Origin of the sequence: Corynebacterium meridianum (assembly GCF_016342265.1) — a bacterium.
Taxonomy (GTDB): Bacteria; Actinomycetota; Actinomycetes; order Mycobacteriales; family Mycobacteriaceae; genus Corynebacterium; species Corynebacterium meridianum.
Window position 1 is genome coordinate 32,973 of record NZ_JAEIOS010000010.1, and the last position, 14,211, is coordinate 47,183.

Annotated in this window: 10 protein-coding genes; 5 read left to right on the forward strand and 5 right to left on the reverse strand. The window is 67.5% G+C overall.

All coding sequences use genetic code 11. The features are described from left to right. Positions 1-56: 56 nt before the first annotated feature. From hpaE to JDV75_RS02535, 3 genes are read right to left on the reverse strand one after another with little or no spacing between them, the layout of a single operon-like run. Positions 57-1,556 (reverse strand): 5-carboxymethyl-2-hydroxymuconate semialdehyde dehydrogenase, encoded by a 1,500-nt coding sequence (gene hpaE, locus JDV75_RS02525; RefSeq protein WP_198737696.1) that lies wholly within the window; start codon positions 1,554-1,556, stop codon positions 57-59. After that, complete coding sequence (locus JDV75_RS02530; protein WP_198737697.1) at positions 1,553-2,251, reverse strand: GntR family transcriptional regulator; 699 nt, start codon at positions 2,249-2,251, stop codon at positions 1,553-1,555. Before JDV75_RS02530 ends, hpaE begins: the two co-directional genes overlap by 4 nt. Continuing rightward, a complete protein-coding gene (locus tag JDV75_RS02535) occupies positions 2,248-3,747 on the reverse strand; it encodes a fumarylacetoacetate hydrolase family protein (RefSeq protein ID WP_198737698.1) in 1,500 nt (499 codons plus the stop codon). Before JDV75_RS02535 ends, JDV75_RS02530 begins: the two co-directional genes overlap by 4 nt. Before the next feature lie 130 nt (positions 3,748-3,877). Between JDV75_RS02535 and JDV75_RS02540 the strand changes: the two genes are divergently transcribed. The 5 genes from JDV75_RS02540 (at position 3,878) to JDV75_RS02560 (ending at position 10,999) form a co-directional block, all read left to right on the forward strand. After that, on the forward strand, positions 3,878-5,251 hold the full coding sequence (locus JDV75_RS02540; RefSeq protein WP_248095545.1) for an MFS transporter: 1,374 nt from the start codon (positions 3,878-3,880) through the stop codon (positions 5,249-5,251). Between the two features lie 129 nt (positions 5,252-5,380). Next, the gene (locus tag JDV75_RS02545) at positions 5,381-7,276 is read left to right on the forward strand and encodes an FAD-binding monooxygenase (RefSeq protein ID WP_198737700.1); all 1,896 of its coding nucleotides are present in this window, start codon (positions 5,381-5,383) and stop codon (positions 7,274-7,276) included. 188 nt (positions 7,277-7,464) lie between these two features. Then, on the forward strand, positions 7,465-8,628 hold the full coding sequence (locus tag JDV75_RS02550) for an imelysin family protein (RefSeq protein ID WP_198737701.1): 1,164 nt from the start codon (positions 7,465-7,467) through the stop codon (positions 8,626-8,628). Further along, a complete protein-coding gene (gene efeB, locus JDV75_RS02555) occupies positions 8,625-9,914 on the forward strand; it encodes an iron uptake transporter deferrochelatase/peroxidase subunit (RefSeq protein WP_198737702.1) in 1,290 nt (429 codons plus the stop codon). Before JDV75_RS02550 ends, efeB begins: the two co-directional genes overlap by 4 nt. A 74-nt stretch (positions 9,915-9,988) precedes the next feature. Continuing rightward, on the forward strand, positions 9,989-10,999 hold the full coding sequence (locus JDV75_RS02560) for a YeiH family protein (RefSeq protein WP_198737703.1): 1,011 nt from the start codon (positions 9,989-9,991) through the stop codon (positions 10,997-10,999). 431 nt (positions 11,000-11,430) lie between these two features. On the opposite strand, the gene JDV75_RS02565 is transcribed toward JDV75_RS02560, so the two are convergent. Beyond that, positions 11,431-12,762: an MFS transporter gene (locus JDV75_RS02565; protein WP_198737704.1), complete on the reverse strand. Its 1,332-nt coding sequence runs from the start codon at positions 12,760-12,762 to the stop codon at positions 11,431-11,433. Positions 12,763-12,825: 63 nt separating this feature from the next. Next, positions 12,826-14,139 carry an AMP-binding protein gene (locus JDV75_RS02570; protein WP_198737820.1) on the reverse strand — a complete coding sequence of 438 codons (1,314 nt, stop codon included), beginning with the start codon at positions 14,137-14,139 and terminating at the stop codon, positions 12,826-12,828. Positions 14,140-14,211 lie beyond the last annotated feature (72 nt).

The following is a 14,211-nucleotide window of genomic DNA, read 5'->3' on the forward strand; positions in this document are numbered from 1 at the left end:
CGCAGCGGGTGCGGTCCGGAGCGGCGTCTGACGGCTGTGGTGGTGGGTGAGTCTGTTCAGTCCTGCTTGCCGAAGACGGGGTTGTGGACCTCGCCGAGGTTGATGTGGACGGCCTGCTGGTCGGTGTAGAAGTCGATGGAGCGGTATCCGCCCTCGTGTCCGAGTCCGGAGGCCTTCACGCCGCCGAACGGGGTGCGCAGGTCGCGGACGTTGTTGGAGTTGAGCCAGACCATTCCGGCCTCGACGTTCTGGGCGAAGTTGTGGGCACGCTTCAGGTCGGCGGTCCAGACGTAGGCGGCCAACCCGTAGCGGGTGTTGTTGGCCAGCTCCAGGGCCTCCTCGTCGGAGTCGAAGGGGGTGATGGCGACGACGGGGCCGAAGATCTCCTCCTGGAAGATGCGGGCGTCGGCGGGTACGTCGGCGAAGACGGTGGGCTGGACGAAGTTGCCGTTCTCGAGGCCCTCGGGGCGGCCGCCACCGGCGACGAGCCTGCCCTCGGACTTGCCGAGCTCGACGTAGGACATGACCTTGTCGAAGTGCTCGGGGTGGACGAGGGCGCCGACCTCGGTGGCAGGGTCGGAGGGCAGGCCGACCTTCACGCGCTTTGCTTGGGCGGCGTAGCGCTCGACGAACTCGTCGTAGATGGAGCGCTCGACGAGGATGCGGGAGCCGGCGGTGCAGCGCTCGCCGTTGAGGGAGAACACGCCGAAGATGGTGGCGTTGATCGCCTCGTCGAGATCGGCGTCGGCGAACACGACGGCGGGGGATTTGCCGCCGAGTTCCATCGACAGTCCCTTGAGGTGGGGCGCGGCGTTGCCGAAGATGATCTGGCCGGTGCGGGACTCACCGGTGAACGAGATCAGGGGAACGTCGGGGTGCTTGACCAGGGCGTCGCCGGCGTACTCGCCGAAGCCGTTGACCAGGTTGAACACTCCGGCCGGCACGCCGGCCTCCTCGAAGATGCCGGGCCAGAGGCTCGCGGAGAGCGGGGTGAACTCGGCGGGTTTGAGCACCACCGTGTTGCCGGTGGCCAGCGCGGGGGCGAGCTTCCAGGACTCCAGCATGAACGGGGTGTTCCAGGGGGTGATCAGCCCGGCGACGCCGATGGGCTTGCGGTTGACGTAGTTGACCTGGCGACCGGGTACCTTGAACGCGTCGTCGGTCTGGGCGACGATGAGGTCCGCGAAGAACCGGAAGTTCTCGGCGGCGCGCCGCGCCTGGCCCTTGGCCTGGGTGATGGGGAGACCGGAGTCGAAGGACTCCATCTCGGCGAGCTCGGCGTCGCGGGACTCGACGATGTCCGCGATGCGCATGAGGACGCGGGCGCGCTCGCGCGGGAGTATCTGCGGCCAGGGCCCCTCGTTGAATGCGGTGGTGGCGGCGTCGACGGCGGCGTCGATGTCGGCCTGCTTGCCGGATGCGGCCCGGATGTAGGTCTCGTTGGTCACGGGATCCAGCACGTCGAAGGTGTCGCCGTCGACGGAGTCGACGAACCGGCCACCTATGTAGTGCTGGATCTTGTCGGGCAGGGTGGCGGGGAGTCGGTCGTTGCTCATCGGTCTGTGTTGTCCTTCTTCTTGTCGGCGTTGAGGTAGTGGTCGAGTGTGTTGAGTCGGTGCTGGCGGACGATTCTCTCGATGTAGTCGGCGTCGGCGCCGGCCTCGATCATGGTGAGGATCCGGTAGTGCTCGGCGACGGATTCCTCGGCACGGTCGGGGACGAAGGCGAAGATCGATTCCCGAAGGTGGTTGAGGCGGCCCCATTCATGGGTGACCAGGTCGACGAGGTGGCAGTTGGGGCACCGTCCGACGAGGGTGCGGTGGAACTTGCGGTTGAGGGTGGTGAACTCGACCGGGTCGAAGTCCCGGAGGGTCGATTCCATCTTCTCGTTGAGTTCCCTGGCCTTGGCCAGTTCCCCGGCGGTGAGGAACGGCGCGGCGAGAGCCGTGGCGGAGCCCTCGAGTACCGCGAGGCTCTGCATGCAGTCGAGGTACTGACGCTGGTCGATCATGCGCACCTTCGCACCGACGTTGCGTTCGAAGGTGACCAGCCCCTCGGCCTCGAGCTGTCGCAGTGCCTCGCGGACCGGTACGACGGACGTCCCCAGGTCCTCGGCGATCGCGGAGAGGATCAGCCGGTGTCCGGGGGCGAACTCCCCGGAGGTGATCTTCGTCCGGATGAGCCGGTGGGCCTGTTCCGTCTTGGACAGTTTGGTCAGGTCGGACCTGTCCGCGGAGGATGAGTCGATCATGGTGCGGTGTTCCCCTCCCGGTTTCCCTCCGGGGCGGCGGTATCGGCGTTGTAGCGCTCGCGCCACTGACCGGTCGGCGGGAACAGGCCGTCCACGGGGTTGCCCTCGGCGACGCGCTCGGCGACCCACCCGTCCTCCCGTTCCTTGGCGAGTGCCGCGTCGGCCACCTCTTCCGCGAGATCCCGGGGGATCACGATCACGCCGTCGTCGTCGCCGACGATGATGTCGCCGGGCAGGACGGTGGCGTTGCCGCAGGCGATCGCGGTGTCGGACTCCCAGGGGACGTGCCTGCGTCCGAGGACCGCGGGGTGTGCGCCGCGGCCGAACACCGGCAGGCCGATCTCCCGGACCGGTTCGTGGTCCCGGATACCGCCGTCGGTGACGATGCCGGCGGCGCCGAGGCATTTCGCGCGGAGGGCGAGCACGTCGCCGAGGGTCCCGGACTCGGGTTCGTTGCGGGCCTCGATGACGAGGACCTGCCCCGGTTTGAGCGCATCGAAGGCGCGTTTCTGGGCGTTGTATCCGCCGCCGTGGGACTTGAACAGGTCCTCGCGACCGGGCAGGAAGCGCAGCGTCTTGGCGACACCGACCATCTTCGTTCCCCGGGTCTGCGGGTGCACCCCCTCGATCACGACCTGGTTCAGGCCACGGGAGCGCAGCTGCGCGGACAGTCCCGCGGTGGGGGCCTCCATCAGCTTCGCGCGGAGTTCCCCACTGATGGCGGTGGGGTCGTCGGGCAGGCCGGCGGCCTCCCTGGACCCCCATGCCTCCTCGCGCTGTTTGTCGTCGATGGCGGGGGTCATGCCGATCTCGGGATCGACGCTCCCCTCCCCCTGCTTCACGGTGGTGCGCAGCTTCCCGGAGGTGGGGTGTCCGGGGGTGTCCGGGGCGTCGACCTCGACCTCGACGACGTCTCCGGGGACGATGACCGTCGAGCCGGCGGGGGTGCCGGTGAGAATGACGTCCCCCTCCTCCAGGGTGAAGTGCTGCGAAAGATCGGCGACGAACTGCGCCAGGGGGAAGATCAGATCGGCTTCCGTGGTGCCGCCCTCCTGGACGAGTTCACCGTTGACCCAGGTCCGGATGCGCAGCGCGGTGGGGTCGACGGAGCGGGCGTCGATGAGGTCGGGCCCGATCGGGGTGAATCCGTCCCGGCTCTTGGACCGGGTGTTGGACCCCTTGTCCTGGGCCCGCCAGTCGTAGACGCCGAGATCGTTGGAGGCGGTGACCGCCGCGACGTGGTCCCACGCCTCATCGAGGCTGACGTTTCGGGCGGGCCGGCCGATGACCAGCGCGATCTCGCCCTCGAAGGCGAGCAGTTCGCACCCGGCGGGCCGGGTCACCACGTCACCGGAGGCCCCCAGGGAGCTGGGGGCCTTGAGGAAGTAGGAGGGGCGGGCGGGACGTCGGCCGCGTTGATCCGCACGGGAGAAGAAAGCGGTGTGCACCGCGATGATCTTGCCGGGTCTGACCGGTACGGGCTGGGGGTGATTCACAGATTCTCCTTAATTGGGTCTTGATCCCTCACACGGATCGTATATGATTCCGTGTCAGAGCAGCAAGTAACCCAGGACACATTTTCCGCGGATCATGGTCCGAGACACTTTCACCCCCGGAGGAGACTCAGTGCAGAATTCACGACCGGAAGAAATCATTCCCCCCGCCAAGGACCCCGAACACAGGCGCGTTGCGGCGGCGACGATCATCGGAACCGCGATCGAGTGGTACGACTATTTCCTCTACGCCATGGCCGCGGCCCTGGTCTTCCGCCAGCTGATGTTCAACGGGCTCAGCCCGGCGGCCTCGACCATCGTCGCCTTCCTCACCGTCGGGATCAGCTTCCTCTTCCGGCCGCTGGGAGCCTTCCTCGCCGGGCACTACGGTGACCGGATCGGACGGCGCAAGGTCCTCATGCTCACCCTGATCGTGATGGGCACCGCGACCGCCCTCATCGGACTGCTCCCCACCTACGACACGATCGGCGTGGCATCGCCGATCCTCCTCATCACCCTCCGCGTCATCCAGGGCATCTCCGCAGGTGGCGAGTGGGGCGGCGCGGTTCTCATGGCCGTCGAGCACGCACCGGTCAAGCAGCGCGGCATCTACGGCGCATGCCCCCAGATCGGCGTCCCGGCCGGCCTGCTGCTCGCCTCCGCGATCCTCGCCGTCATGAGCCAGATCGCACCGGGCGACGCCTTCCTCGCCTGGGGTTGGCGCGTGCCCTTCCTGCTGTCCTTCGTGCTGATCGGCGTCGGCGCGTGGATCCGGCACAGCATCGAGGAATCTCCCGTGTTCGTCGAGATCGCGGAGCTCGCCGAAACCGAGTCCGCACCGGTCAAGGTCCTGTTCCGGGACCACTTCCCGCTGGTCATGGTCGCCGCCCTGATCTTCGCGGGCAACTCCGCGGTGGGCTACATGACGACGGGCGGCTACATCCAGGGCTACGCCACCGACCCCGACGGTCCCGTCGGACTCTCCCGGGACGACGTGCTCTGGGCCGTCACCGGCTCCGCGGTCACCTGGCTGCTGTTCACCCTGCTGGCCGGCTGGTTGAGCGACAAGGTCGGCCGCAGGACCTCCTACATCATCGGATTCATCCTCCAGTTCATCGGTGTCCTGGCGGTGTTCCCGCTGGTCAACACCGGAAGCGTGACGCTGTTCTTCGTCGGCATCGCGTTCCTCACCCTCGGCCTGGGCCTGACGTACGGGCAGCAGGCGGCGCTCTACGCCGAGCTGTTCCCCGCCTCCATCCGGTTCTCCGGTGTCTCGATCTCCTACGCGATCGGCGCGATCATCGGCGGCGCCTTCGCCCCGATGATCGCCGCCTGGCTGGTCCAGGCCACCGGCACCACCTCCGCGGTGACCGTGTACCTGGGCGGCATGACGATCATCGGACTCGCCGCCGTCCTCTCCCTGCGGGACCGGAGTGGCATACCGCTCGGCCCCGATCACGAAGCGGAACAGAGCGTCAGCCCCATCCGTTGGTTGAGCCGCGCCTGACACCCCCTTTCGGGGCTCCACCCCGAAAGCGCAATCTGAACCTCCCAATTGTCGGATCATATCTGATCCAGGCTCCCGGTACTCCCCACACCGACCCACCGGCCCCGTCACCACCACAGGAGAAACACCATGCAGTTCCACCACCACGGATACGTCTCCGGCGATCCCCGCCGACACCCCGCGGCGGGCACCGGCCTCGACCGGCCCACCGAATTGCCCGACACGATGGACGTCCTCGTCGTCGGTGCCGGTCCCGCCGGAATGATCACCGCAGCCCAGCTCTCAATGTTCCCGGACCTGTCCACCAGGATCATCGACCGCCGCCCGCACCGCCTCGAGGTCGGCCAGGCCGACGGCATCCAGGCGCGGAGCGTCGAGACCTTCCAGGCGTTCGGCTTCGCCAGTGAGGTCACCGACGAGGCCTACCGGATCACCGAGATGGCGTTCTGGAAACCCGATCCCGCCAACCCGGACCACATCTACCGCGCCAACCGCGCCATCGACGACGAGGTCGGCATCTCCGAATTTCCCCACCTCATCGTCAACCAGGCCCGCGTCCTCGACTACTTCGCCGAGTTCATGGACAACTCCCCGTCCCGGATGCGCCCGGACTACGGGTGGGAGTTCGTCGACCTCACCGTCGCCGACGATCCCGACGCCACCGACCACCCGGTCGAGGTTCGGCTGCGGCGCACCGGCGACGACAATCCGGACGCCGGCACCGAGCGAACCGTCCGTGCCCGCTACGTCGTCGGCTGTGACGGCGCCCGCTCCGGCGTGCGCCGGTCCATCGGCCGCAAGCTGGAGGGCGACCAGGCGAACCACGCCTGGGGCGTCATGGATGTGCTCGCCAGCACCGACTTCCCCGACATCCGCCTGAAGTGCGCGATCCAGTCCCGCTCCGGCGGCAGCATCCTGCTGATCCCCCGCGAGGGCGGGCACCTGTTCCGCATGTACGTCGACCTCGGCACCGTCACCGAGGAACGCAAGTCCACCATCCGGTCCACGACGATCGAGGAGATCATCGCGAAGGCCAACGAGATCCTCACCCCCTACAGCGTCGATGTCCGGCACGTCGCCTGGCACTCCGTCTACGAGGTCGGCCACCGGCTGACCGACAAGTTCGACGACGTCGACGACCGCGAGCGGACACCGCGCGTCTTCATCACCGGTGACGCCTGCCACACGCACTCCGCGAAGGCCGGCCAGGGCATGAACGTCTCGATGCAGGACGGCTTCAACATCGGATGGAAGCTCGGGGCCGTTCTCTCCGGAACATCCCCCGCCGAACTGCTCCACACGTACTCCGCCGAGCGTCAGGTGGTGGCGAAGGACCTCATCGACTTCGACCGCACCTGGTCCACCCTCATGGCCACACCGCCGGAGGAGTTCGACGACCCGTCCTTCCTCGAGAACTTCTACGTCAAGACCGCCGAGTTCCCGGCGGGCTTCATGACGGAGTATGCCCCCTCCCTCATCACCGGCGACACCGAGCACCAGGAACTGGCCGCGGGCTACCCCGTGGGCAAGCGGTTCAAGTCCGCGATCGTCAGCCGCGTCTGCGACACCAACCCGATCCACCTGGGACACCAGGCGACCGCCGACGGCCGCTGGCGTGTATACGTGTTCGCCGACGGTGCGGCCGCGGGGACACCGGACTCCCCGGTGGCGAAGTGGGCCGAGTGGGTGGCCACCGACCCCGACTCCCCCCTGGTGTGGGGCCCGAAGCCGGGGCCGGACGATGACAGCCTCCTCGATCTCCGGGTGATCTACCAGCAGCTCCACGCGGACATCCTGATCAACGAGGTCCCGGGCGTGTTCTTCCCCGAGGTCGGACCGTTCCGGCTCACCAACATGGAGAAGGTCTTCGGTGTCACCACCACCGACGACATCTTCACCGAACGCGGGATCAGCAGGGACGGTGCGGTCGTCGTCGTGCGGCCCGACCAGTACGTCGCGGCGGTCCTCCCCCTCGACGAACCGGAGGCTCTGGGTGCGTTCTTCCGCCCGGTGTTCGGCGGCTGAAGGGTAGTTCATATCGAGCGGAAGTGCCCGGGTGTTCCGCCCGCCCTGGTGGTCCACGGTGGGTACGCCCGCTCCGTTGATGACCGCCCCGCACCGTGCGGATGACACGCGGAGGTGAGGTGTGCGTAACCTGAGAGGTGTAGAACTTCTTCTGTCGTACCCGAACCTCCGAGAAAGTCCCCGGTCCCATGCATCGACGAGTCATCCGACCGACGACGGTCCTGCTGACGACTGTCCTGTGGTCGGCGGCGGGCTGCTCGGGTGACGATGCCCCCGAACAGGCCGCATCTCCACCACCGGGGGTATTCACCGTCGCGGCGGGCCCCGACAACTGCCGCATCAACGCGGACGCGGCGCAGGCGACCACCGGAGAGCTCACGTTCACGGTCCGCAATGACGGTAGAGAGTCGACCGACTTCACCGTCACCGGGCCGGACGGAACACCCGTGGGAGAGGTCACCGGGATAGATCCGGAGCGGTCCCGCAAACTCATCGTGGTCGCCGCTGTTCCGGGTGACTATGTCCTGGACTGTGCACCGGATTCCGGGTCCAGGGCGACATCGACCACCATCACCGTGACCGGCGACGCCCTGCCGCAGGAGGACACCGATCCCGTCGCCGCGGAGTCCGTCGCCCGCTACCGGGATTACGTCGCCGGGCAGCTCGACAGGTCCGCGGAGGCCGCCGACGAGCTACGGGAAGCCATCCGGGACAGGGATCTCGAACGTGCCCGTGGCCGGTTCCTGGCGGCCCGTGCCCCGTACATGCGGGTCGCACCGGCCATGTCCGCCACGGCGGAGCGGCTGGGTATCTCCGTCGACGCGCGGAGAACGGACCTCGAACCGGGTGACCCGTGGGGCGGCATGCACGAGCTGGAGGAGGATCTGTGGCGACCGGGAGCGGGACTCTCCGACGGGGTATCGGCCACCGCCGCCGGGTTCCGGGATGACATCGCCGCGCTCGCGGAGGCCATCCGGGCAGATTCCCGCATGACGACCGTGGACATCGCGGACCATGCGCAGGACTTGATCGACCGCCTCTCCGATGCCGGGCTCCACGGGGAGATGGACGTGCACAGCCACACCGAACTCGCCGATTTCCAGGCTTCCCTCGACGGGTCACAGGCCGCGATCGAGACCCTCGTACCGCTCATCGAACCTGAATCCCCGGCACTGCTGGACCAACTCGACGCCAGCTACTCGGCCCTGCAGGAGCAACTCGACCTCTTCCGTGATGGGGACGGGTTCATCCCCTTTGACCGGGTCGGGGTCCGACAGCGGCGTGACCTATCGGACGGACTCGATGAACTGACCGCACGGATCGGTTCCGTGCAGGAGGTGGTGGCACGATGAGCGGAGACAAGAAGGACCGGAAGAACACCGGGGGACGCCCGCTGTCCCGGCGAGGTTTCCTCGCCGGTGCCGGGATCGGTGCGGGCCTCGGCGCGGCCGGCGCCGTCGGCGCCGGCAGGTTCCTCGGTGCCCCCGACGGGGAGCCCGCGGGTGGGGAGGACACCCAGATCGTGCCCTTCAACGGCGAACACCAGTCCGGCATCACCACCACGCAGCAGGAACGCATGTACTTCGTCGCGCTCAACGTCGTCACCGACAGCCGCAACGAGCTGCGGGACCTCCTGCGGAGATGGACGGCGATGGCCCGCCGGATGTCACAGGGTCTGGAAGCCGAACCCGACGGGTCGGTCGGGGTGGAGCGGAACGCCGTCGCCACCGACACGGGCGAGGCGGTGGGGCTGCGCCCGGCGCGCCTCACCGTCACCGTCGGTTTCGGCCCGTCACTGTTCGACGACCGCTTCGGGCTCGCCGCGGCCCGGCCGGAGGAACTGGAGGACCTCCCCCACTTCGCCGGCGACCAGATCATCGAGGAGATCTCCCGCGGGGATCTGTGCATCCAGGCGTGCGCGGATGATCCGCAGGTCGCGGTACACGCCGCCCGGGTACTGACGAAGGCCGGCAGCGGGCTCGTGACGGTCAAGTGGGCGCAGCTCGGGTTCGGACGCACGGCGTCGACGTCGATCACCCAGGGCACCCCGCGCAACCTCTTCGGCTTCAAGGACGGCACGGCGAACCTGAAGAACGAGTACACGAACCTCATCAACGAACACGTCTGGGTCCACGACGGCTCCTGGATGGACGGCGGATCGTATCTCTGCGTCCGGCGGATCCGCATGCTGCTGGAGAACTGGGACCGGCAGACCCGCCGCGAACAGGAGGAGGTGTTCGGCAGGACGAAGGACGAGGGCGCCCCCATCGGCCGGGAACGGGAGGAGGACCCGATGCCCTTCAGCGAGTGGCACGGGACCGACGGCCCGCTCATCCCGGCGCACGCCCACTCGCGGCTCGCGAGCGCCCCCGCGAACGACGGTGCCCGCATGCTGCGTCGCGGCTACAACTTCGTCGGCGGTGTCGACGAGTACGGTCACCTCGATGCAGGCCTGTTCTTCCTCGCCTTCGTCGCCTCCCCGTGGGACGACTTCATCGCCGTCCAGTCGAATCTCTCCCACCACGACAACATGAATGAGTTCGTCCGGTACGAGAGCTCGGCGATCTTCGCCTGCCCACCGGGCCTCGCCGACGATGAAGACTGGTGGGGCCGGGGCCTGTTCGAGCGGACCGCCTGAGTCCGCGACGCAGCCGTCCCGCCACGGGTGAGGGAACTGAGGTGCTCCAGCAGCTGAAGCGCTAGGGTTGTCCCATGAATAAAACCCGAGCCGCGGTACCCGGACTGTTGTTCTGTCTCATCGGAGCCGCCGTGTCCTTCGGGGTGGACGCGGTCATCGAGCGGGCCACGGGCATCAGCGTGCTCCTGCTGGTCGCGATCATTCTCGGCAGCGTCGTCGGCAACGTCCGTCCCGTCTCCCCGCGACTGCTCCCCGGGTTCGCCGTCGCGTCACGGACCGTGCTCAAGGTCGGTGTCGCGCTCCTCGGACTCGGTGTCCCGGCCGCCACCGTCCTCGCCCTCGGGTGGCCGGTCCTGGTCGTCGCGGTCCTCACAGTGACTCTCGGGTTCGCCGCGACGGCGCTCTTCGCCCCTGTCTTCGGCCTACGTCGTCAACAGGCGCTCCTGATCGGTGCCGGCTGCTCCATCTGCGGGGCGGCAGCCATCGGTGCGGTCGACGGGGTCCTGACGAAGAAGAAGGAACACGAGTTCGTCACCGCGATCGCGGTCATCGCGCTGCTCGGCACGATCCTGCTGGCACTGGCACCCGTCATCGGTCACCTGGCGGGGTGGGATCCGCGGCAGGAGGGGATCTTCATCGGCATCAGCGTCCACGAGGTCAGCCAGGTGGTCGCGGCCGGCGGTATCGCGGGCGCGGCGGTGCTCCCCATCGCGGTCACCGTGAAACTCGGCCGTATCCTCCTGCTGGCCCCGATGATGATGATCATCGCGGCTCTCGAACGTCGGCACGCGGCACGGGCCGCCGCCGGCGGGGACACCTCGGTGGTGCTCCCTCCGCTCGTTCCGGCGTTCGTCGCGGCCTTCATCGTTCTCGTCGCTGTCCGTACCCTCGTGCCGTTGCCGGAGGGACTGATCGACGGTGTCGGTTCCCTCCAGCACTGGATGTTCGCCGCGGCGATGTTCGCGCAGGGAACGGGTATGACGGCCGCGACGATCAGGAGCGCCGGGGCGAAGCCCTTCCTCTTCGGCCTCGCCGTCACGCTCATCGTCATCACCGCCGGGGTCGCGGGCGCGCTGCTGGCCTGACCGGGGTCCACGTCCCCCATCGGTTGATGTCCCCGACTGCCACGCTTCCGGCCGCGGCTTCGACCCTCGGATCAGGACACCGGACTGGGTTGAAACCACTTCCGCCATGGCGCGTACGCGGAGGGAACTTCTCCCGAGGGGAGACCCGGTTCCGCCCCGGCCCCTCACCGCCCTCCGCGGGCATCACCACCGGCCTGTTGACGGTGCAGCAGGCCGGGCCCGGGGCGCGTCTGCAGTTTTCGTATTCGGTGGCAGTCGTTTCACCCACCCGGAGGGGCAAACGGGACTGTCCGCCGCCGAAATCGCCCGGGTGGGTCGCACGGGGGTCGTCACCGACGCACCGTGCGACCCACCCGACGACACCGAAGCGGTCCGCGAACGGCGGAAACCTCCCACGCGGCTTCGCATGGGAGGTTTCCGGACGGAGGCGATCAGTGCAGGCTGCTCTTCTCGACCTTGGGGTTGACCATCCGGACACCCCACAGGGAGAACAGCGAGATGAGGATCAGATAGACGCCGATGGACATCGACGTCCCCGTCTTATTCAGCAGCAGCTGGGCGATCATCGGGGCGAAGGCACCGCCGATGATCGATCCGATCGCGTATCCGATGGAGATGCCCGACAGCCGGACCTTCGCGGGGAACATCTCGGCGTAGAGCGCGGCCTGCGGTCCGTAGGTGGCACCGAGGAGCTGTCCGAGGATCACGACCGCCAGCCCGAAGAGGAAGACGTTCGCGGTATCGATCATCATCCACATCGGGACGGCGAACAGGGCCATGATGATGTAGCCCCAGGTGAAGACCGTCCGTCGACCGACGCGGTCGGACAGCGCGCCGTAGAAGATCGTGGCCACGGTCCAGGACACCGCACCAGCCAGCGAGATGAACAGCACCGTCGACCGGGGCATGCCCAGTACCTTGGCACCGTAGGAACTGAAGAAGGCGATGGCGAGGTAACCCGCCGCATTGTCGGCCGCGAAGATCATCGCGCAGAGCATGACGGGCTTCTTGTGCCCGGAGAACAGGACCTTGAGTGGTGCCGAGGATTCCTTCTGCAGCTTCTCCAGCTCGGCGAAGACCGGGGATTCCTCGCACATCTTCCGGATCAGGTACCCGATGATGATCATCACGACGGATGAGAGGAACGGGATCCGCCAGCCCCAGTCCTCGAACTGGGCCGGGGTGGTGAGCTTGGTGAGGACCAGCATGAACAGTGTCGCGAGGATCATGCCGCAGGGGACGCCGACCTGGGGGAAGGAACCGAAGTAGCCACGGCGGTTGACCGGGGCGTGTTCGACGGCCAGGAGTGCCGCGCCGCCCCACTCGCCGCCGGCGGAGAATCCCTGGAGCAGTCGCAGCCCGATCAGCAGGAGTGGTGCGGCCATGCCGATCTGTTCGTAGGTGGGCAGGAATCCGATGGCGACCGTGGCCCCGCCCATTCCCAGGAGGGTGAGGGTGAGGACGAACTTTCGCCCCTTACGGTCCCCGATGTGCCCGGCTACAACGGCGCCGAGTGGCCGGACCAGGAAGGACAGTCCGAGGGACGCCCAGGAGATGATCTGTGCGAGAGTCGGTGAGTTGTTTCCCGCGGGGTTGAAGAACTGTGAGGCGAAGATGAGGCCGGCGGCCTGGGCGTAGATGAAGAAGTCGAACCACTCGACGGTCGTTCCGACCATCGAGCCGGCCAGGACCTTCTTGTGTTCCTTCGTCAGGGGACCGGAGAACGAGTTCTTCGGTTCCCTGGTCGTGGTGTTCGTCGTCATGGTGGAGCCTTCCTGGCGGATGGGATTCTCGCGCCCGGGCATCGGCCCGGGCGCGGTGTTCAGTCAGTCTTTCGGACGGTTGTCCACGAGACGCTTGGCTTTTCCTTCTCCACAGTCGACGTGCTCGTGCACCTCGACGATGACGCTGATCCCGATCCGGTTCTTGATCTGCCGGATCAGGTGCTGCCGGGACTGCTCCCGCTCGTCCTCGGTTCGGTCGAGCGATGATTCGACCAGCAGCCGGAGTGCGTCCATGCGACCCTTGCGTTCGAGGACGCACTGGTAGCGGGGTCGGAGGTTGGGGTCCTCGGTAATCAGTTCCTCGAACTGGCTGGGGAAGCAGTTCACGCCGCGGAGGATGATCATGTCGTCGTTTCGGGCGGAGATCCGCTGCAGGCGGCGCATGGAGCGGGCGGTGCCCGGGAGGAGTCGCGTGAGATCGTGGGTGCGGTAGCGGATGACGGGGAACGCCTCCTTGGTCAGCGGCGTGATGATGAGCTCACCGAACTCGCCGTCCGGCACAGGTTCCAGGGTCTCGGGGTTGACGATCTCCGGGTAGAAGTGGTCCTCCCAGAGGGTCAGGCCGTCCTTCGTCTCCACGCATTCCTGGGCGACACCGGGGCCCATGATCTCGGACAGGCCGTAGATGTCGGTGGCCTCGATGCCCAGTCCCTCCTCGAGTTCGCGGCGCATGCCCTCGCTCCAGGGTTCCGCACCGAAGATGCCGTGGGTCAGCGAGGTGGAGGCCGGGTCGATGCCCTCCTTGCGCATCTGGTCGACGACGTTGAGCATGTAGGACGGTGTCGCCATGATCGCGTCGGGCTTGAAGTCCTGGATGATCTGGATCTGCCGCTCGGTCATGCCGCCGGAGGTGGGGATGGCGGTGGCACCGAGTTTCTCGACGCCGTAGTGGGCACCGAGGCCGCCCGTGAAAAGGCCGTAGCCGAACGCGACCTGGACCTTGTCGCCGGGTCGGACTCCACCGGCGCGCAGTGAGCGGGCGACGAGATCGGCCCAGGTCTCGATGTCTCCCCGGGTGTATCCGACGACGGTGGGCAGCCCGGTCGTTCCGGATGAGGCGTGGACGCGGACGAGCTGGTTGCGGCCGACGGCGAACATGCCGAACGGGTACTCGGCGCGGAGGTCGTTCTTGTCGGTGAACGGGAACAGTGCCAGGTCCGACAGCTCGCGGAAGTCATCGGGATGGACGCCCTTGGCGTCGAATTCCCGGCGGTAGTGCGGAACGTTGTAGTAGGCGTGTCGCAGGGTGTTCTTGGCCCGCGCGGTCTGCAGGGCGGTGATCTCGTCGCGGGAGGCGAACTCGATTCCGGTCTCCGGTCCGTGGTGGGCGGAGGTGATGTCGTACAGGGAGGTCACAGTCGCTTCTCTTCTCTGGGCGGGGAACTGCGGCGGCGGTTCGTCGCTGATCGTCAGATGGATTCTGGCCGC